Source organism: Xanthomonas graminis pv. graminis (assembly GCF_030168915.1).
Lineage (GTDB): Bacteria > Pseudomonadota > Gammaproteobacteria > Xanthomonadales > Xanthomonadaceae > Xanthomonas_A > Xanthomonas_A translucens.
Window position 1 is genome coordinate 3,578,653 of the sequence record NZ_CP076255.1, and the last position, 19,525, is coordinate 3,598,177.

The following is a 19,525-nucleotide window of genomic DNA, read 5'->3' on the forward strand; positions in this document are numbered from 1 at the left end:
GCATCATGAACGCAGCATCGGCGCCCCGCGGCGTCTACCTGATCACCCCCGACGAGGCCGACGGCGAACGCCTGCTGGCGCGCGTGGCGCCGCTGCTCGGCCACGGCCCGACCTGGCTGCAATACCGCAACAAACGCGCCGACGCGGCGCAGCGCCTGGCCCAGGCGACGGCACTGCAGGCGCTGTGCGCGCAGGCCGGGGTGCCGCTGATCGTCAACGACGACGTGGCCCTGGCGCAGGCGGTCGGCGCTGCCGGCGTGCACCTGGGCGAAGACGACGGCGACCTGGCCGCGGCGCGCGCGGCGCTCGGTGCCGACGCGCTGATCGGCGCCTCGTGCTACGACGACCTCGCGTTGGCCCGCACCGCCGCCGCGGCCGGCGCCAGCTATGTCGCGTTCGGCGCGTTCTTCGCCACGCGCAGCAAGCTCACCACGCGCCGCGCCGATCCCGGCCTGCTGCACGACGCCGCGGCGTTGGGATTGCCACGGGTGGCGATCGGCGGGGTGACGCCCGACAACGGCGGCGCCCTGGTCGCCGCCGGCGCCGACCTGCTGGCGGTGATCAGCGGCGTGTTCGATGCCGAGGATCCGCGCGCGGCCCTGGCTGCGTACCGCGCCTGCTTCAACTGAGGCAGGGGCGGCGCGGGTATGGACCAGCTAGCCCCTCTCCCGTCGGCCTGATTAGCGCTGTGTCTCAGCTGTCGTACGCAGTTGCTGCTCTGTGAGCCTTCCCGCGCCGGCCAGGGCACTGGCCAGGCGCGGCACCATGGCGGCCAGGTTGAAGCGGCGATTGAAGCGGTAGGCATGCGCATGCAGGTAGCGCGCGCCGTATTTGGGGAAGTCCACCGCATGGTGGGTGCCGCTAAGCGCCGTTTTGAGATTGCCCAGGATCGTATTGACCCAACGCAGACGAGGCTGCTGGACGCCTTTGCGGCCGCTTCCGGTCACGATGGCATCGTGGGTCAGGCCTGCCCAGCCCACACCGGTGAACGCTGTCAGCCCATCACTGACGACATGGGTGCCCGGTGCCAGTGCCTGCTGAGCCCACGTGTGCACGACGCTTCTTCGGAAGCTGGAGACCACATCCAGGCGGAGATAGCGCGGGCGCCCTTGATGCAGGGAAACCGCTGCAATAAACGGCACTTTATTGCGCCACTGCGGTTGGCCTGGACCACCGGCGCGTTCGCCGCCCAGATAGGCATCATCGATCTGGACCTCTCCGTCGAGCCGGCGTGACTGCTCACGATCGGCCATCGCCGACATCACTTTGTGCTTGATCCGCCATGCAGTGCGATAGCACACGCCCAGTTGCCGAGCCAGTTCCAGCGCAGCAATTCCGTTCTTGGCTTGGCTCACCAGATAGATGGCCAGCCACCACACCCGCAAGGGAAGCTTGGTGTCTGCCATGGGCGTGCCGGCGGTCAAGCTGGTCTGTACCCGGCAGCGCGCGCACTGCCACAGGTGCTGGCGTCCCCGCTCAAAGCCACTGGCATGCGTGTGTCCGCACTGCGGACACACGAAGCCATTGGGCCACCTGGCCTGAACCAAGGCCTCGACACATTGCGCCTCGGAGCCGTAGCGGCTCAGAAAAGCCGGAATCGAAAGCCCCTTTTGGAACTGGATCCGATTGAGCGTCATCGCCGTATCTCACTGAAGAACCTGCATTTCTAAACCAAGGCAGCATCACCAGCTGAGACACAGCGCTAATCAGGCCGGTGGGAAAGGGGCTAAGGCGGTCGGCGCAACAGTCCGTACAGCGGCCTCCGCGTCGCGCTCCTCGGCCAGCAGCGCGCCGACATACAGACCGACCAGCATCAGCGCCAGCGAGCCCCAGAACGACGAATAGAACGCCAGGTGGGTGTTGAACGGGAACACCGTCGCCAGCAGCGCCAGCATCGCCGGCCGCGCCCGCTCGCGCGCCTGCGGCGAGGCGTAGCGCCACGCGCGCCACGCCTGCGCGGCACCGGCCAGCCACAGCAGCAAACCGATCGCGCCGGTCTCGCTGAGCACTTCGAGCACGATCTGGTGGGCATGGAAGGCCGGCTCGCGGCCCCAGGCGCCTTCATGCGCCGGATCCGGATCGCAGGCGACATAGGCTTCGCGGAAGCCGCGCACGCCGACCCCATTGAACGGATGCTGGCGGATCATGCACCAGGAGGCGTCCCAGATCTGGGTGCGCCCGGCCAATGCCGCGTTCACGTCGGCCGGGCGCCCGCTCAGCGCCAGCGTGGTGCGCGCGAAGCGCTCGCGCACCTGCGGCGAGAGCGCACCAAGCACGCCTGCGACCAGCACCGCGGCCACGCCCAGCGCCAGCATCCGGCGCAGGCCCAGCAGCCGCCAGCCGGACAGCAGCAGCACCAGCGCATAGGTGATCCACGACGCGCGCGATCCGGCCAGCACCAGCACCACGCCCACCGCCGCCGCGGCGAGCAGCCAGCCCCAGGCGCCGCCGCGGCGCCCGGCCGCGAACAGCAGGAACGGCGACAGGCTGGCCAGGACCTGGCCGAACTTGAGGTTGCACGGCCCGAACACGCCGCTGAGGCGGTCGGCCAGGGCGATTTCCTGCGGCGTGCACAGGCCGTGGTGGTTGATCGCCCACTTCAGCTGGTCCATCGACCAGAACAGCGGGCTGGTGCCGCACAGCGCCTGCGCCAGCGCATCCACGGTCCAGATCGCGGCGATGACCGCCAGCCCGTTGAAGGTGGTGCGGCGCGCGCGCGGCGTCGCCACCGCCATCGCCACCAGCCACAGGAACGGCAGGAAGCGCAGGTCCACCGCCGATTCGCGCAAAGCCAGCGGCACGTCCACCGCGTCCAGCGCCGACAGCGGCTGCGGTAGCCAGTAGCTCAGGAACAGCAGCGTGGTCAGCGCCCATGCCGGACCGCTGAGCAGGCGCGCGCCGCCGCGGAAACGGCCGTGCAGCAGCCGCGCCAGGATCGCCAGCGCGCCCAGCGCGAGCACCCCTGCGGCCAGGCCCGGGGCGGGCCACAGCGCCACGAACGCCAGCACCCAGACCGGCGCCCAGCGTTCGCTGCGCGCCGGCGTCAGCGGCGCGAGCAGAGAGGAATCAATGCCGGAGTTCGTCATACACCGCCAGGGTCGCGTGCTGCATCGCCTGCAGCGTGTAGGGGATCTGCGCCGGCGGTGCCGGCGGTTGCGCCAGCAGCCGCGCCGCGGCGGCGTGCAGGGCCACCGGGTCGAACGCAGCAACCGCACCGGACGGCTGCAGCTGCGCCAGCAGTTCGCCGACGCCGCCATGCGCCCAGCCCAGCACCGGCCGTCCTACCGCCAGCGCTTCGACCACGGTGCGGCCGAACGCTTCGGGCTTGCGCGACAGCTGCAGCACCAGATCGCTGGCGGCATAGGCCTCGGCGATGCGCGCGGTCGGCGCGGTGAACGCGATCGCGTCGGCGATGCCCAGCGCCGCGGCTTCGGCCTCCAGCTCCTGCACGTAGGCCTCGCGCCCGGCCGCGCGCGCGCCCGGCAGCCACAGCCGTGCGTCGCGGCCGTCGGCACGCAGCGCGGCAAGCAGGCGCAATGCATCGGCGTGGCCCTTCAGGCGGGTGCCGCGCCCGGGCAACAGCAGCAGCGGACCGCCGCCCGCCGTGGCCGGCGCCAGCGTCGCGGCCCAGGCCCGCGCGCCCGGATCGGGCTGCGCACGGCGCGGGAAGTGCACCGGGTCGATGCCGCGCGGGATCACCCGCAAACGCGCCGGGTCGGTGTGCGGGTAGTGGCGCAGGACGTAATCGCGCACCGTGGCCGACACGCAGATCACCCGCTCGCCGCGGACCATGATCGCGCTGTAGCGGCTCGGCGAATTGAGCCCGTGCACGGTGCTGACGAAGCGCGGCCGCTGCGCCGCCGGCAGCCCGCGCAGCGCATGCCAGCCCAGCCAGGCCGGCAACCGCGAGCGCGCATGCACGATGTCCACCCGCTCGCGCACGAACAGCCGGCGCAGCGCCGGCACGTGGCGCAGGCTCAGCAGCGACTTGCGGCCGATGTCCAGGGCGATGTGCTCGGCACCGGTCTGCGCCAGCGCCGGCAGCAGGCGGCCGCCGGCCGACACCACCAGCGCGCGGTGCCCGGCGGCGACCAGCGCCGCGGCGATTTCCAGGGTGGAGCGTTCGACGCCGCCGGACTCCAGCGCCGGCAGCAGCTGCACCACGGTCAGGCGGTGCATCGACCCGGCGGTCAGTCGACCAGCACGAAGACCGCGCCGCAGTAAGGGCACTTGGCCTCGTGGCTGGGTTCTTCCTCCACCGGCAGATAGACCCGCGGGTGCGAGTTCCACAGCGCCATCTCCGGGGTCGGGCAGCTCAGCGGCAGGTCGGCGCGGTGCACGCTGTAGCGCGTCTGTGCATTGGCGGGCGCGGTGGCGGTATGGCTCATGGCGGCGGGACACGGCGGGAGGAGACGGGGAATTCTAGCAGCCCGTCCCACGCCCGCGCCGGGCCGGCGTACGCCGCGCCGGCGCTGTCCTGGGCTTGTCCACTCACTGTCCGCTTGATGCCAGGCGATGACATCAACTATGCTCAGGGGACGCGGCGCAACCATGCCGCTCTGAGGTGTCCCTTGGATATAGGTGTGCGATTGATGCAGGCGCGGCGCAATGCCGGTTTCACGCTGCGCGAACTGGCGGCCTTGCTGGGCGTTGCGCACAGCACCCTGGGTCACTGGGAGAACAATCGTTCCGTTCCCAATGCCCGGCATTTGCTGAAGATTGCCGAACTCACCGGCGTCGATGCCTACGTGCTGCTGACCGGTAAGCCGTCCAAGCTGAACCAGAACGAGCACGAAAGCCTGCCGCTGCCGGTGGGCAAGCGTCTGGCCTGAAGGGTCTGCGGTGCCGGCAGCGCTGCGGCGTACATCGCCGCGGCGTTGCTGCTTGCGTTTTGATTCCTGACTCGCAGCACGCGAATCGGCAGTATTTTTGTCTCGCTCGAATCCGCTGACGTGCCTAGACAACCGATAGCGCCCATCAGGCGCTGGCTGTTGTCGCTTCGGCAGGTGATGTGGGTGGCCGTAGTTCCTGCACGATGCGCCCCTGTTCCATCACCAGCACGCGGTCGGCGCTGGCGATGGTTTCCGGCCGGTGCGCGACGATCAACTTGGTGAGCTTCAGCTGTTTTACAGCGTCGTTGACCAGGCGCTCGCGCAACACATCCAGATGGCTGGTGGCCTCATCCAGGAACAGCAGCTTCGGTTGACGGTACAGCGCACGCGCCAGGATCACCCGCTGCTTCTGCCCGCCGGACAGCGAACTGCCCATGTCGCCGATCAGGCTGTGATAACCCATCGGCATCGCGGCAATATCCTCATGCACCGCCGCCAACCGTGCCGCCGCCTCGACCCGTTCCAGGTCGAAATCCGGATCGAAGAACCCGATGTTGTCGGCGATGCTGCCGGCGAACAATTGATCGTCCTGCATCACGGCACCGACGATCGCGCGCACGTTTCGCGGCCCTAGCTTATGTAGATCGTGGCCGCCGATGCGGATTACCCCTTCGCTCGGCTTGAGCAATCCCAGCAGCAGTTTGACCAGCGTCGTCTTGCCGCAGCCGGATGCACCGATGATCGCCACAGATTCGCCTGGCTCAATCGCGAAACCACACTCCTTGACGACCCACGGCTCGCCCGCGGCGTAGCGAAACGACAGCCCCTCGACCTCGATGCGCGGCTCGGCCGGGGGCAACGCCTCGGGCAGCGCGTGGTCGTCCTCCGGCGGCGTCAGCACGATGTCGGCCAGCCGCTCGCCATGCAGGCGCAGCATGCGGAACTCGACCCACTTGTCGATCAGGCCGCTCACGCGCATGGCGAACTGGTCCTTGTAGGCCAGGTAGGCCAGGTAGGCCAGGTAGGCCAGGTAGGCGACCAGCATGCCGACCGAGAACACATTGTCCAGCGCCAGCCTGGCCCCGATCCAGATCACCGCGATGCGCTCGATGCCGAACACCAGCTGGCTGGCTGTGTTGAAGCCGAGCGACATCCGCGCCAGTTTGACATCCTGGTTGACTGTCTCGTTGAGCAGGTTGTCGTAGGTGGAACGGCGCAGCGGCTCCTCGCCAGCGATTTTCAGGCTCTGCATGCCGCGCAGCGATTCCAGCAAATGGCTCTGCTGCTTGGCGGCGGCGACTAGCTGCTGCTCAGTGCGATCACGCACCGGCCGGTAGGCGATTGCCCGAATACACAGATACAGCGCTACCGCCAGCAGCGTGACCAGCGCCAGCTTCCAGCTATAGAGCAGCATCAAGACCAGTGTGACCACTGCCATCAGTCCGTCGATGATCGCCTCGACGAAGCTCGTGGTCAGTGTGTGCTGGATCGTCTGCACCGATGACATGCGCGATGTCACATCGCCCAGGTGGCGCCTCTCGAAGAAGTCCAATGGCAGCTTGAGCAGATGCGCGAACACGTTGCCCATCCATTGCAAACCGAGCTTGGAGGACAGATAGACCACAGACCAGCCGCGCAGCAAGCCGATGCCCACTTGCAGCAGCAGCGCCAATCCGAAGCCCAAGCCGAGTACCACCAACAGGTCGCGATCAGCCGAAACCAGCGCTTGGTCAACCACCCATTGCATGTAAAACGGCGCGAAAATGACGAATACCTGCAGCGCTACCGACAGCAGGAATATCTGAAGAAGTGCACTCCACAATCCGCTGATTGGACCTGTGAGTTGGCGTGCTGAGATCGAAAGAGATGCCTTCTGCGACTTGAAATCTGCAGCTGGGGTCAACTCTAGCGCTACGCCGGTGAAGTGCCGGGAGACTTCATGTATTGATAGCTTTCGTTCCCCCAGAGCGGGGTCGAGTATGGTGAATTTTGATTTACCGACCTTGGCAAGCACCAGTGCAGCACCCCTGCATCCCAGGCTTTGGGACTACCCAAATCTAAGAATTACTTATTACTGACCGGAGCGAGTAGAACGGCTCAAAAATCCATTCAATCAAACTTCGCTTTTCACCAAGCACGTCCGCCTCCAGGAGCATCCCAGGCTTGAGATGCTCCTGCTTGCCATAGGCCACGATCACTTGCTGTGCCAACCTCACCGTCACTCGATAGTATGGTTCTCCCGGCTGAGCATTGCCGGTCAACGCCCCCAATTCCTTCGACGTCAACGCGCTGCGACTGATCGACATCACAGCGCCACGTTGGTGGCCAAATTTCTGGTATGCATACGCTTGGTACCGCAACATCACCTTATTGCCTATCTCGATGAAACCAATTGCACGACTAGGAACCAGCAATTCGGCCTCAAGGCGGCCGTCTCCCGGTACCAGGCTTAGTAGCGGTTGCCCAGCCTGAATTGCCTGCCCCGGCTTGACTACCTGCGTGGCAATCATCCCGCCGACAGGAGCTGTCACCAACAGCGCGCCACCCACCTGGGTTTGTACTTGTTCTAACTCCACTGCGGCGTTGTCCCGCCGATACTCGGCATGAATGCCCATGCGCTGCCCTGGCAACACGCGCAACTGCTGTTCGATCTGCGCAAGGCTGCGTTGCATCTCGGTCGCCTGCCTTTGCAACGCCTGCATCTGGCTTGTGTATTCCAGCGCACTGGATTCCTGTTGCTTGATCTGCAGCTCGCTGACGTACTTGCCATCCTGCAACTGGCGCCAGCGTTGCAGCACTTCATTGGCGAGGGTAATCTGGCTACGCCGGGTGGCGACTTCACCATTCACCTGCAACAATTCCTGCTGCAGATTGACCAGTTGGATGCGCAACCCTTGCTCTTGCGCATCCAACTGCTGCAGCTGTGCCTGTTCGGAAGACTTCAACCCATCCCCTCGTTGGCGCAGGTGACGCTGCAAGGCAACCTCGGTATCGCCGCTTGCCAGCGTCGCGCGCGGCACCGTCACTACGCCAAGGATCTGTCCAGCCTCGACGCGCTGGCCTTCGCGCACGTCAAGCCGGGTGACAACCCCTGTGGCGGGCGCCATCACCGTGGCCAGGCCTTTGGTCGGAACCAGTTGTCCAGTCACAGTGGACCGATGCGTGTAGGTGCCAATGCACAGGAATACCACCACCGATGTCGCCGCAATTGCGGCCGCACTTGCAAATACCCATGCCTGTAAAGGCTGCACCAGGGAGATACCACCCAACCAACTGGTACGGCGGGCCTGCATGACTTCTTCACGGAACAGGCTGTGGCTCATTCCGCATACCCGCAGAATTTGCCGCGCGCCACCCGGCCATTGGAGTGAGACATCGCCAGCAAGACGTATGGCACGATCAACGCACCGTACAGAAGCTCGGGCAACGCGAAGCCGATCTGGACGCTGCACGCAATTGCCACGCAAGCCAGGATCGCGGCCAGCATCGTCCAGTTCGGCTTGCCGCCGCCAAGCGGGACGACAAGCGCGACCGGTACCACAAGCGCAAGGCCGTCGAGAAACTCCTTGTTTATGGAGTGAAGCACGCTGCGATCCTTCGAAACGGGCGACGGGGCCCTAAAGCATCCATGCACACCGGATGTTCCCGCCTTCGCCTCCATTAGGCTGGTTGGTTGTGTGCGATGCAAGGGCGCAGGTGTGCCAGACCTGACATTTTCCAGCCTGCATGTCGGATCAACGCGACATGCGCCATCGCTCCGCGCCACACCCGCACCGCTGGCAATCGCGACACCGCATGGCCGCAAACAGACAGGGCGACGAACCAAGCTACCGCGCTGGCGATAGCCATCACTCCAGATAGGCGCTGGCGTTCTCCAGGAGCGCGATGACGGCGGCAAGAAAGGACACCGGGACATGCCGTGAGAGCTGTAGCAGGCGCGACTCGAGGTCACGGCGTGAACTTGGTACAGCACTCAACGGCAACGCCTTGCCGGCAATACCCCCAACAGCCAGCCACTCGAACTCGACCTGAAGTTCTTCACTGAGGACACGCAGGTTGCCGACGCTGGGCACGCAACGACCGGCGCGCTCCCGATGGGCGATAGTGGTGCGATGCACCCCCAGCCTAGTCGCCAGTTCGCATTGCGACAGGCCGAGCGCCTTGCGCGCTGAACGGATAGGCGCCGCCAATGCACCATGATCCATATCGCACACCTGTCCGTAGGAGCACCATCGTGATGTACACACTAAATTAATGAATGTGTCACACGCATTTTGCTCGAATCGGAAGCGCTGTCAATACTTGTCCAATGTCGACGACCAGTGCCTTCGATCAACCGACACAAGCGCGCTTACGCGAGCCGCAGACACAATGGCAGCGGCGCGCTCTACCGGCGAACGCGCCTCCCAAGCTGGCTCAGCCCGCCTTCTCCGCCTCCAACTGCTTGCGGATCTGCGCATCGACCGCGGCGATGGCGGTCATGTTCATCACCCGGCGCGAGGTGGCGCTGGTGGTCAGGATGTGCACCGGCTTGGAGATGCCCATCAGGATCGGACCGATCGCCACGCCGTCGGTGAACACGCGCACCAGGTTGTAGGCGATGTTGGCCGCTTCCAGGTTCGGCAGCACGAACAGGTTGGCGCGGCCCTTGAGCGTGCTGTTGGGCATGATCTGCTTGCGCAGCGCTTCGTCCCAGGCGGTGTCGCCCTGCATTTCGCCATCGATGTTAAGCTCGGGCTTGCGCTTGAGCAGCGCCTCGCGCACCTGGCGCATCTTCAGCGCATCGCGCGAGTCGTGGCTGCCGAAGTTGGAATGCGACAGCAGCGCGATGTTCGGCTCGATGCCGAACAGCTTGAGCCGGTAAGCAGCCTGCAGCGTGGCCTCGACGATCTGCTCCACGCTCGGGTCTTCCTGCACGTGCGTGTCCAGGAAGAAGAACCCGCCCAGCTGGTTGATCACCCCGGTCATCGCCGAGGTCGAGCTGACCCGCGGTTCCAGCGGGATCACGCTGCGCGCATAGCCGAGCTTCTTGTGGAAGCGGCCGACCACGCCGGTGAGCAACGCATCGGCTTCGCCGCGCGCGACCATCACTGCGGCGATCAGCGTCGGCCGCGAGCGCATCAGCTCCTTGGCCGCGGTGACGGTGACGCCGCGGCGCTCGGTCAATGAGTGATAGTACTGCCAGTAGTCGTTGAAGCGCGGATCGTCGTAGATGTTGGTGATCTCGAAGTCCACGCCAGCGGTGATGCGCAGGCCCAGGCGCTGGATGCGCGCCTCGATCACGTCCGGGCGGCCGATCAGGATCGGGAACGCCAGGCCTTCGTCGATCACGCTCTGCACCGCGCGCAGCACCACTTCCTCTTCGCCCTCGGCGTAGACCACGCGCTGCTTGTCGGCGCGGGCGCGGTCGTAGACCGGCTTCATCATCAGGCTGGTGCGGTAGACGAACTGGCCGAGCTTGTCGCGGTAGGCCTCCATGTCGGCGATCGGACGCGTGGCCACGCCCGAGTCCATCGCCGCCTGCGCCACCGCCGAGGACAGCTCCACCAGCAGGCGCGGATCCAGCGGCCGCGGGATCAGGTAGTCGGGGCCGAAGCTCGGCGTCTCGCCGCCGTAGGCCGCGCCCAGGTCGGAGGCCTCGCGCCGCGCCATCGCCGCGATCGCCTTGACGCAGGCGATCTTCATCGCCTCGTTGATGCCGGTGGCGCCGACGTCGAGCGCGCCGCGGAACAGGTACGGGAAGCACAGCACGTTGTTGATCTGGTTCGGGTAGTCCGAACGGCCGGTGCCGATGATCGCGTCCGGGCGCACCGCCTTGGCGGCCTCCGGGGTGATTTCCGGATTGGGATTGGCCAGCGCGAAGATCACCGGCTGCGCCGCCATCGTCGCCACCATTTCCGGCTTGAGGATGCCGGCGGCGGACAGGCCGAGGAAGATGTCCGCGCCCTCGACGATCTCGGCCAGGGTGCGCTTGTCGGTGTCGCGCGCGTAGCGTTGCTTGTCCGGGTCCAGGTCGGTGCGGCCGCTGTGGATCACCCCGTCGCGGTCCAGCGCCAGGATGTTCTCCGGCTTCAGGCCCAGCGACACCAGCATGTTGACGCAGGAAATGCCGGCCGCGCCCATGCCGGTGGTGGCGAGCCTGACGTCCTCGATCTTCTTGCCGGTCACCACCAGCGCGTTGAGCACCGCGGCGCCGACGATGATCGCGGTGCCGTGCTGGTCGTCGTGGAACACCGGGATGTTCATCCGCTCGCGCAGCTTGCGCTCGACGATGAAGCATTCCGGCGCCTTGATGTCTTCCAGGTTGATGCCGCCGAAGGTCGGCTCCAGGCTGGCGATGATGTCGACCAGCTTGTCCGGATCGTTCTCGTTGATCTCGATGTCGAACACGTCGATGCCGGCGAACTTCTGGAACAGCACGCCCTTGCCTTCCATCACCGGCTTGGACGCCAGCGGGCCGATGTTGCCCAGGCCCAGTACCGCGGTGCCGTTGCTGATCACCGCGACCAGGTTGCCGCGTGCGGTCAGCTCGCTGGCCTGTTGCGGATCGGCGACGATCGCCTCGCAGGCGAACGCCACGCCTGGCGAATAGGCCAGCGACAGGTCGCGCTGGGTCAGCATCGGCTTGGTCGCGGCCACCTTGATCTTGCCCGGCGGCTGCTGGCGGTGATAGTCGAGAGCGGCCTGTTTGAAATCGTCGTTTGACATCGAGGGCTTCTTTTGTCGAAAGGCGCGGAGGCTTGGAATTCTACTCTCCGCGGCCATGGCCGGTCCTGTCTGGCGGCTGTCGCCGCGCGCGCCGGCACCTGAAAAAACGCGACGCGCCGGCAATGCCGGCGCGTCGTACGCTGCAGCGGATCAGCGGGCGGCGAGCGGTTCGGCCGTCACCGCCGGCAGCGGCACGGCCTCGCCGTCCAGCGCCAGACGCAGGCGATCGCGGTCCAGCGCGTTCTCCCAGCGCGAGACCACCACGGTCGCCACCGCGTTGCCCATGAAGTTGGTCAGCGAACGGCACTCGCTCATGAAGCGGTCCACGCCCAGGATCAGCGCCATGCCGGCCACCGGCACTTCCGGCACCACGGCCAGCGTCGCCGCCAGGGTGATGAAGCCGGCGCCGGTCACGCCGGCCGCGCCCTTGGAGCTGAGCATCGCCACCAGCAGCAGCGTGATCTGGTGGCCGAGGGTCAGTTCGGTGTTGGTGGCCTGGGCGATGAACAGCGCCGCCAGGGTCATGTAGATGTTGGTGCCGTCGAGGTTGAACGAGTAGCCGGTGGGCACGACCAGGCCGACCACCGACTTCTCGCACCCGGCGCGCTCCATCTTCTCCATCAACGACGGCAGCGCCGATTCGGACGATGACGTGCCCAGCACCAGCAACAACTCTGCCTTCAGATAGCGGATCAGCTTGAAGATCGAGAACCCGCACAGGTACGCCACGGCGCCGAGGATCACCACCACGAACAGCAAGGACGTGACGTAGAACGAACCGACCAGCCAGGCCAGTTGCACCAGCGAATGCAGGCCGTGTTCGCCGATGGTGTAGGCGATCGCGCCCAGCGCGCCGATCGGCGCGGTCTTCATCAGGATGTGCACCAGCTTGAACACCGGCGCGATCAGCGCCTCCAGCAGGTTTACCACCGGCTTGCCGCGCTCGCCGACCAGGGCCAGCGACACGCCGAACAGCACGGCGACGAACAGCACCTGCAGCACATTGGGGCCGGCCAACTTGCCGTTGACCACCTGGTCGCCGGTGAACGCGCCGATCAGCGAATTGGGGATGATGTCCATCAAGAAGCCGACCAGGGTCAGGTCGTGCGACTTCTGCACGTAGCTGGCGATCTTGCTCTGGTCCAGCGTCGCCAGATTGACGTTCATGCCCGCGCCGGGCTGCACCACGTGCGCGACGATCATGCCCACCACCAGCGCCAGGGTGGAGAAGAACAGGAAATACACCATCGCCTTGCCGAACACCCGGCCCACCACCTTCAGCTGGGTCATGCCGGCGATGCCGGTGACGATGGTCAGGAAGATCACCGGCGCGATGATCATCTTCACCAGCTTGATGAACGCGTCGGCCAGCGGCTTGAGCTGGGTGCCCCAGGACGGCTCCAGATGGCCGAGCAAGGCACCGATGACGATGGCGACCAGCACCTGGACGTACGTATGCCTGTAGAACGGCACAGGACGCGGCGCGGGGCCGGCAGGGGAAGCGGGGATATGCATGTGAGCGCTCCGGAGCGGATGTAGACCGGCAACCCGACGCAGGTCGCGGAATGCTGCCTTTGTACGCGGCGCCAGCTTCTAAGCAGATAACCTATTGGTACTAGTCCCCTGTTCGCGACGCCGCCGACGCAGTTACAGTGTCCCGGCACGCTCACGGGAGGGAGGTGCGACGCGCAATGCCGGCCATGGGAATGCCAGCCGTTGCTGCGTCGCGTACCGATCTGCCGCCGGCGCTGCCGGCGTCGCATGCGTATTCAGGGGCGATGCGCCGTCGCAGGATCGCAACACCGCTGTAAAGAACCGCCGGATTCGCCCGCTATTGCATGCGGGCGGCGCGTTGTTCCGGCGATGCGCCCGCACCGCGGCCGAGGGAAGGTCGCGGTCGGCATCACGCTGCACCGCCCGCGCAAGCCTTGCCGTCCCGTCAGTCGAGTGCCGGCGCGCTTTTTTCCTCACCAATTGAAGACATCACAACCATGCGCCATACCCTTCTCTTCGCTGCGCTGTGCCTGACCGCCGCCGCTCCCGCCGCTGCCGCTGCCACTGCCGCCAACGGATTCGACGACTGGCCGACCAAGGTCGCCTTCAACGACGGCACCGAGCTGGCGGTAACCGGCAACTACGGCTACGACTGGAACAACTTCTCCGACGACGATGCGCGCCTGGAGGACGACAACACGTTCCGGCGCAAGGAATTCGGCGCCACGCTGAAGAAGAAGGGCGTGTACGACGCGATGGTGTACTTCGACTTCCAGTCCAAGCTGTGGCTGGACGTGTTCTTCCGCTTCGAGACCAAGGCGCTGTTCGGCAGCGACTACGGCAAGGTGCGGCTGGGCTACATCAAGGTGCCGGTCGGCCTGGAAGGCGTGACCAGCTCGCGCGCCGACAGCTTCCTGGAAACCGCGCTGCCGATCCAGGCGATCTACCAGGGCCGCCGCACCGGCGTGGAATGGACCTTCGAGCGCCCGCAGTACCTGCTGCAGGCCGGCGCGTACGGCGGCAAGGACCTGCAGGGCGACAACCCCGGCACCACCCAGGCGGTGCGCGGCGTGTGGACCCCGTTCAAGGCCGAGGGCGACGTGCTGCACCTGGGCCTGGCCTACTCGCAGGAAAACCCGCGCGGCTACCACAACGGCCTGGACGTGAGTTTCAGCCCACGCGTGCGCCTGCGCGCCCGCCCGGAAGCCGGGCTGACCGATGTGCGCCTGGTCGACTCGGGCACCCTGGTCGATGCCGACCAGGTGCGCCGCACCGGCCTGGAGGGGATCTGGATCAAGGGTCCGTTCTCGATGCAGGGCGAAGCGCTGCGCGCCGAAGTGACCCGCGACAACGGCCGCCCCGACTACACCGCCGACGGCCAGTACGTGTTCGCCAGCTACGTGCTGACCGGCGAGTCGCGTCCGTACAGCGCCGGCAACGTGGCCAACGTCAAGCCGGCCAACGCCTACGGCGCGGTCGAGGTGCTGGCGCGCTACAGCCGCCTGGACCTGGACGACGGCAGCGTGCTCGGCGGCCGCCAGCACGATTGGACCCTGGGCGCCAACTGGTACCTGACCAGCCACTTCAAGTTCCAGGCCAACTACGTGCGCGCCGATGCCGAGCGCGCCGGCGTGCACACCAAGCCGAACTCGATCGACCTGCGCGCGCAAGTGCAGTTCTGATCGGCACGGCCTGATCGTCGCCCCGCTCGGCACTGACCGTCCGGGGCGCGTTAGACAGCAAGCCCCGGCGCGGCAACGCCTGCCCTGTGCACATGGGCAGGCGTTGCCGTTCTGCGTTCGGACATCAGGCCGTCGCGGCCGCTTGCGCGATCGCAACGCCGCCGCCGGGAGCGCCCGCGCCAGCAACGCACGCGCCGCTACCGCTAAGCTGGCGGGACACCGTCCCGGCCGCATCCACTCCGCATGTATCCCGCTTCGCGCTATCGCCACGTCGCCCTGCTCCTGCTCGCCGTCTTCGGCAGCATGGCGCTGGCGATGCTGTCGGCCTGGCATTTCGCCGAACAACGCGCGCTGCGCGACGAAAGCCGGCAACTGCGCCAGCAGCTGGAGCTGTACGCGCAGACCCTGCAGCAACGCATCGACCGCTACCGCACCCTGCCGCAGGTGCTGGCGCTGGATCCGGAACTGCGCCAGGCGCTGACCCGGCCGCTGGACCCGGCTGCGCACCAGCGACTGAACCTGAAGCTGGAACGCGCCAACGACGTGACCCGCTCTTCGACGCTGACCCTGATCGACGCCGGCGGCGTGGCGGTGGCCGCCAGCAACTGGCGCCTGGCCAGCAGCAACGTCGGTGCCGACTACGGCTTCCGCCCCTACGTGAAGCAGGCGCTGGCGCAGGGCAGCGGCCGATTCTACGGCATCGGCATGACCACCGGCGTCCCCGGCTATTTCCTGTCGCAGGCGATCCGAGACGATGCCGGGCGCACCCTCGGCGTGATCGTGATCAAGATCGAACTGGCGGCGCTGGAACGCGAGTGGCTGCGCGTGCCCGACGTGGTGCTGGTCAGCGATCGCCATGGCGTGGTGTTCCTGTCCAGCCGCGACGCCTGGCGCTACCGCCAGCTGCAGCCGCTCAGCGCGCACGAACGCGACGAACTGCTGGCCACCCGCCAATATGCCAGGCAGACCTTGCTGCCGGCGCAACGGCGCAGTCTGGCCACGCTGGACGACGGTGGCCAGGTGATGCGCATCGACGCGCCGGCGCAGCGCGCGCCGCTGCTATGGCAGAGCATGGCGCTGCCGGAGAGCGGCTGGCGCCTGCACCTGCTGCACGACATCGGCGGCAGCCGCGCCGCCGGCCGCGCCGCGGCGCTGGCCGCGGCCGGGATCTGGCTGGCGCTGGTGTTCCTGCGCCTGCTGTTCCAGCAGCGGCAGCGCCTGGCGCGGCTGCGCCAACGCAGCCGGCGCGAACTGGAATCGCTGCTGCAGCAGCACGCTCAGGAGCTGCGCACCGCGCAGGACGGCGTGGTGCAGGCCGCGCAGCAGGCCGATACCGGGCTCAGCCGCAGCCTGGAACATCTGCCGCAGGGCGTGGTCATCATCGATGCGCAATTGCGCCTGGTGGCGTGGAATTCGCGCTACCTGGAGATCTTCCGCTTCCCGCCGGAACTGATCCGCATCGGCCGCCCGATCGAGGACGTATTCCGCTACAACGCGCGCCGCGGCCTGCTCGGCCCCGGCCCGGTGGAGGCGGCGATCCAGCGCCGCCTGGACCACCTGCGCAGCGGCCGCCCGCACATGCGCGAGAGCGAGAAGGACGACGGCACCGTGCTGGAGATCCGCGGCAATCCGCTGCCCGACGGCGGCTTCGTCACCAGCTATGCGGACATCACCAGCTACAAGAACGCCGCGCGCGAACTGCGCTCGTTGGCCGACGCGCTGGAGCACCGTGTCGCCGAGCGCACCCGCGACCTGGCCGACGCCAAGCGCGAGGCCGAGAACGCCAACCGCTACAAGACCCGCTTCGTCGCCTCGGCGGTGCACGACCTGCTGCAACCGCTCAACGCCGCGCGCATGTTCGTCTCGGCGCTGCGCGGCAAACTGCACGATGACGATGCACGGCAGATCGCCGACCATGTCGACAACGCGCTGGTCGCGCAGGACGCCATCCTCAACAGCCTTCTGGACATCTCGCGACTGGAAGCGGGCACGCTGAAGACGCAGGTGCGCGACTTCGCGCTGGGGCCGCTGCTGCAGACCCTGGCGCACGAATTCGGCATCGTCGCGCAGGACCGCGGCCTGCGCCTGGACTACGTGCCCACCCGCGCCACGGTGCGCAGCGACGAGACCCTGCTGCGGCGCATCCTGCAGAACTTCCTGTCCAACGCGGTGCGCTACACCCCGCGCGGACGCGTGCTGTTGGGCTGCCGACGCGACGGCGACACCCTGCGCATCGAGGTCCACGACCAAGGCCCGGGCATTCCCGAGGCGCTGCAGCAGGAGATCTTCGAGGAATTCCGCCGCCTCGGCGACGGCGTCGCCCACGACCGCGGCGCCGGGCTGGGGCTGGCGATCGTGGAGCGCATCGGCCGCCTGCTCGGGCACCGCATCGGCCTGCGCTCGCAACTCGGCCGCGGCAGCGTGTTCGCGGTCACCGTGGCGCTGGGCGACGCCGCCGCCGCGGCACAGGCGCAGGCGCCGACCGCGGTGGCCAGCGACAACGGCGACGACCCGATCCTGCATGGCTGCCGGGTGTGGTGCATCGACGACGACCCGCGCGTCTGCGAGGCCAGCCGCGCGCTGCTGGAACGCTGGGCGTGCCTGGTGGAACTGGCGGCCGGCCCGGAGCAGGCGCTGGCTGCAGCGCAAGCGGCGCAGGCGCCGGAGCTGGTGCTGCTGGACGTGCGCATGGGCGAGCGCGACGGCCCGGCCCTGTTCGCCCAGCTGTGCGGGCGCTGGAACGCCGAACCGCGGGCGATCCTGGTCACCGCCGAACCGGATCCGGCGCTGCGCGCACTGGCCCAGGCGCATGGCTGGGGCTTCCTGTCCAAGCCGGTGCGCGCGCCGGCGCTGCGCGCGCTGATGACGCAGATGCTGTTGCGACGTGGCTGAACTCCTTTCGCAGCAGGCGTAAGGGAGCAGTGAGCTCCTCTCCCGTCGGCCTGATTAGCGCTGTGTCTCAGCTGGTGATGCTGCCTTGGTTTAGAAATGCAGGTTCTTCAGTGAGATACGGCGATGACGCTCAATCGGATCCAGTTCCAAAAGGGGCTTTCGATTCCGGCTTTTCTGAGCCGCTACGGCTCCGAGGCGCAATGTGTCGAGGCCTTGGTTCAGGCCAGGTGGCCCAATGGCTTCGTGTGTCCGCAGTGCGGACACACGCATGCCAGTGGCTTTGAGCGGGGACGCCAGCACCTGTGGCAGTGCGCGCGCTGCCGGGTACAGACCAGCTTGACCGCCGGCACGCCCATGGCAGACACCAAGCTTCCCTTGCGGGTGTGGTGGCTGGCCATCTATCTGGTGAGCCAAGCCAAGAACGGAATTGCTGCGCTGGAACTGGCTCGGCAACTGGGCGTGTGCTATCGCACTGCATGGCGGATCAAGCACAAAGTGATGTCGGCGATGGCCGATCGTGAGCAGTCACGCCGGCTCGACGGAGAGGTCCAGATCGATGATGCCTATCTGGGCGGCGAACGCGCCGGTGGTCCAGGCCAACCGCAGTGGCGCAATAAAGTGCCGTTTATTGCAGCGGTTTCCCTGCATCAAGGGCGCCCGCGCTATCTCCGCCTGGATGTGGTCTCCAGCTTCCGAAGAAGCGTCGTGCACACGTGGGCTCAGCAGGCACTGGCACCGGGCACCCATGTCGTCAGTGATGGGCTGACAGCGTTCACCGGTGTGGGCTGGGCAGGCCTGACCCACGATGCCATCGTGACCGGAAGCGGCCGCAAAGGCGTCCAGCAGCCTCGTCTGCGTTGGGTCAATACGATCCTGGGCAATCTCAAAACGGCGCTTAGCGGCACCCACCATGCGGTGGACTTCCCCAAATACGGCGCGCGCTACCTGCATGCGCATGCCTACCGCTTCAATCGCCGCTTCAACCTGGCCGCCATGGTGCCGCGCCTGGCCAGTGCCCTGGCCGGCGCGGGAAGGCTCACAGAGCAGCAACTGCGTACGACAGCTGAGACACAGCGCTAATCAGGTCCCGTCGGGAGAAGGGTTGGGGTGAGGGTCCGGCGATAGCGGCCCGCGGAGTTTGGGCGCGCGAGGCAGCGCCCGCACCCTCATCCGGCCATGCGGGCCACCTTCTCCCGAAAAGGGGGGCCATGGTCACAGTGGGAGAAGGAACAGCCCCTGCGGGGCCGCCTCGCTCACCACTCGCGCGGCGCGATCAACTCCTCGGCGTCGGCAGTATCGAAACCATAGGTCTTGGCGATGTACAGGAAGTCCACGCCGATGTTGTCGCGCGCGGCGGTCTCGATCTCGCTGTCGTGCGCCTCGAACTCCAGCGCCAGGGCGTTGAATTCCTCGGTGGCGGCATGGGTGAGCCGGTACAGCGCCGGCAGGTCCGGCGGGGCCTGCGTCTCAATCGCCTCGCACAGCCGCAACAGGATCTTCTGGCCCTTGCCAACCAGGAAGGAGGGGAAATAGTCGTCGTCCAGCATTTCCTGCAGAAACGGGTAGTAGGCGATCTGTTCGTTGCGGATGGGCATGGTCGGGGTCCCTTTCGGCCCGCAGGAAGCGCGGGCACCAGTGCATAGCATCGCGTATCCGGGCGCGGTGGAAAATGCTTTCAGGGCGGCGGTTCAGACCTCGCCTTCCGGCTCCAGCGCCTTGACCGGCACCGCGCCCTGGGGACGGCTGTGGCATTGGAGCTTTTTCAGCATCGCCGTCACATGCAGTTTGACCGTGTTCTCGGCCAGGCCCCAGGCGGCGGATCACCCGCACAGGGACGTGTGCGGCGCAGGCGACAGAGCGCAGACGGATCGGCACGCAGGAGCATCCAGGCGTCATGCGAGGCGCAAGCGCCGCACG

At 66.9% G+C, this 19,525-nt stretch carries 15 protein-coding genes and 2 pseudogenes; 5 read left to right on the top strand and 12 right to left on the bottom strand.

Annotated elements, in window-relative coordinates:
* Positions 1-5 precede the first annotated feature (5 nt).
* Entirely contained in the window at positions 6-629 is a 624-nt protein-coding gene (gene thiE, locus KHF85_RS15575; protein WP_284567362.1) for a thiamine phosphate synthase, read from the top strand.
* 51 nt (positions 630-680) lie between these two features.
* On the opposite strand, the gene KHF85_RS15580 is transcribed toward thiE, so the two are convergent.
* The 4 genes from KHF85_RS15580 to KHF85_RS15595 all read right to left on the bottom strand — a co-directional run bounded on the left by KHF85_RS15580 (position 681) and on the right by KHF85_RS15595 (position 4,388).
* Positions 681-1,637 (bottom strand): IS1595 family transposase, encoded by a 957-nt coding sequence (locus KHF85_RS15580; RefSeq protein ID WP_284566649.1) that lies wholly within the window; start codon positions 1,635-1,637, stop codon positions 681-683.
* A gap of 69 nt (positions 1,638-1,706) precedes the next feature.
* Entirely contained in the window at positions 1,707-3,086 is a 1,380-nt protein-coding gene (locus KHF85_RS15585; protein WP_284567363.1) for an O-antigen ligase family protein, read from the bottom strand.
* Positions 3,067-4,179, bottom strand: coding sequence for a glycosyltransferase (locus KHF85_RS15590; protein WP_284567364.1), 1,113 nt, complete (start codon positions 4,177-4,179; stop codon positions 3,067-3,069). Before KHF85_RS15590 ends, KHF85_RS15585 begins: the two co-directional genes overlap by 20 nt.
* Positions 4,180-4,190: 11 nt before the next feature.
* Entirely contained in the window at positions 4,191-4,388 is a 198-nt protein-coding gene (locus tag KHF85_RS15595; RefSeq protein WP_284567365.1) for a zinc-finger domain-containing protein, read from the bottom strand.
* A 183-nt stretch (positions 4,389-4,571) separates the two neighbouring features.
* Between KHF85_RS15595 and KHF85_RS15600 the strand changes: the two genes are divergently transcribed.
* Complete coding sequence (locus KHF85_RS15600) at positions 4,572-4,832, top strand: helix-turn-helix domain-containing protein (protein ID WP_256032034.1); 261 nt, start codon at positions 4,572-4,574, stop codon at positions 4,830-4,832.
* A gap of 145 nt (positions 4,833-4,977) precedes the next feature.
* On the opposite strand, the pseudogene KHF85_RS15605 reads toward KHF85_RS15600, so the two are convergent.
* From KHF85_RS15605 to KHF85_RS15630, 6 genes and pseudogenes are all read right to left on the bottom strand, one after another.
* Positions 4,978-6,849 (bottom strand): annotated as a pseudogene (locus tag KHF85_RS15605) (peptidase domain-containing ABC transporter); the annotation flags it as partial.
* A 40-nt stretch (positions 6,850-6,889) separates the two neighbouring features.
* Positions 6,890-8,155, bottom strand: coding sequence for an HlyD family secretion protein (locus KHF85_RS15610; RefSeq protein WP_284567366.1), 1,266 nt, complete (start codon positions 8,153-8,155; stop codon positions 6,890-6,892).
* A complete protein-coding gene (locus KHF85_RS15615; RefSeq protein WP_284567367.1) occupies positions 8,152-8,418 on the bottom strand; it encodes a hypothetical protein in 267 nt (88 codons plus the stop codon). The genes KHF85_RS15610 and KHF85_RS15615 overlap by 4 nt, the downstream gene beginning before the upstream one ends.
* 262 nt (positions 8,419-8,680) lie before the next feature.
* Positions 8,681-9,037: a helix-turn-helix transcriptional regulator gene (locus tag KHF85_RS15620; protein ID WP_284567368.1), complete on the bottom strand. Its 357-nt coding sequence runs from the start codon at positions 9,035-9,037 to the stop codon at positions 8,681-8,683.
* Positions 9,038-9,248: 211 nt separating this feature from the next.
* On the bottom strand, positions 9,249-11,540 hold the full coding sequence (locus KHF85_RS15625; RefSeq protein WP_284567369.1) for an NADP-dependent malic enzyme: 2,292 nt from the start codon (positions 11,538-11,540) through the stop codon (positions 9,249-9,251).
* A gap of 150 nt (positions 11,541-11,690) precedes the next feature.
* Positions 11,691-13,055 carry a dicarboxylate/amino acid:cation symporter gene (locus tag KHF85_RS15630; protein WP_284567370.1) on the bottom strand — a complete coding sequence of 455 codons (1,365 nt, stop codon included), beginning with the start codon at positions 13,053-13,055 and terminating at the stop codon, positions 11,691-11,693.
* A 476-nt stretch (positions 13,056-13,531) separates the two neighbouring features.
* Between KHF85_RS15630 and KHF85_RS15635 the strand changes: the two genes are divergently transcribed.
* The 3 genes from KHF85_RS15635 (at position 13,532) to KHF85_RS15645 (ending at position 18,688) form a co-directional block, all read left to right on the top strand.
* Positions 13,532-14,716 carry an OprO/OprP family phosphate-selective porin gene (locus KHF85_RS15635; RefSeq protein ID WP_284567371.1) on the top strand — a complete coding sequence of 395 codons (1,185 nt, stop codon included), beginning with the start codon at positions 13,532-13,534 and terminating at the stop codon, positions 14,714-14,716.
* A 243-nt stretch (positions 14,717-14,959) separates the two neighbouring features.
* Positions 14,960-17,608: a hybrid sensor histidine kinase/response regulator gene (locus KHF85_RS15640; protein ID WP_284567372.1), complete on the top strand. Its 2,649-nt coding sequence runs from the start codon at positions 14,960-14,962 to the stop codon at positions 17,606-17,608.
* A 123-nt stretch (positions 17,609-17,731) separates the two neighbouring features.
* Positions 17,732-18,688, top strand: a complete 957-nt coding sequence (locus KHF85_RS15645; RefSeq protein ID WP_284566649.1) for an IS1595 family transposase — start codon at positions 17,732-17,734, stop codon at positions 18,686-18,688.
* Between the two features lie 173 nt (positions 18,689-18,861).
* Here the strand turns inward: KHF85_RS15645 and KHF85_RS15650 are convergent, their stop codons facing one another.
* Together KHF85_RS15650 and KHF85_RS15655 are read right to left on the bottom strand one after the other, a co-directional pair.
* Positions 18,862-19,203, bottom strand: coding sequence for a DUF5713 family protein (locus KHF85_RS15650; protein WP_064540664.1), 342 nt, complete (start codon positions 19,201-19,203; stop codon positions 18,862-18,864).
* A 93-nt stretch (positions 19,204-19,296) separates the two neighbouring features.
* Positions 19,297-19,416, bottom strand: a pseudogene (locus KHF85_RS15655) (LuxR C-terminal-related transcriptional regulator); the annotation flags it as partial.
* Between the last annotated feature and the right edge of the window lie 109 nt (positions 19,417-19,525).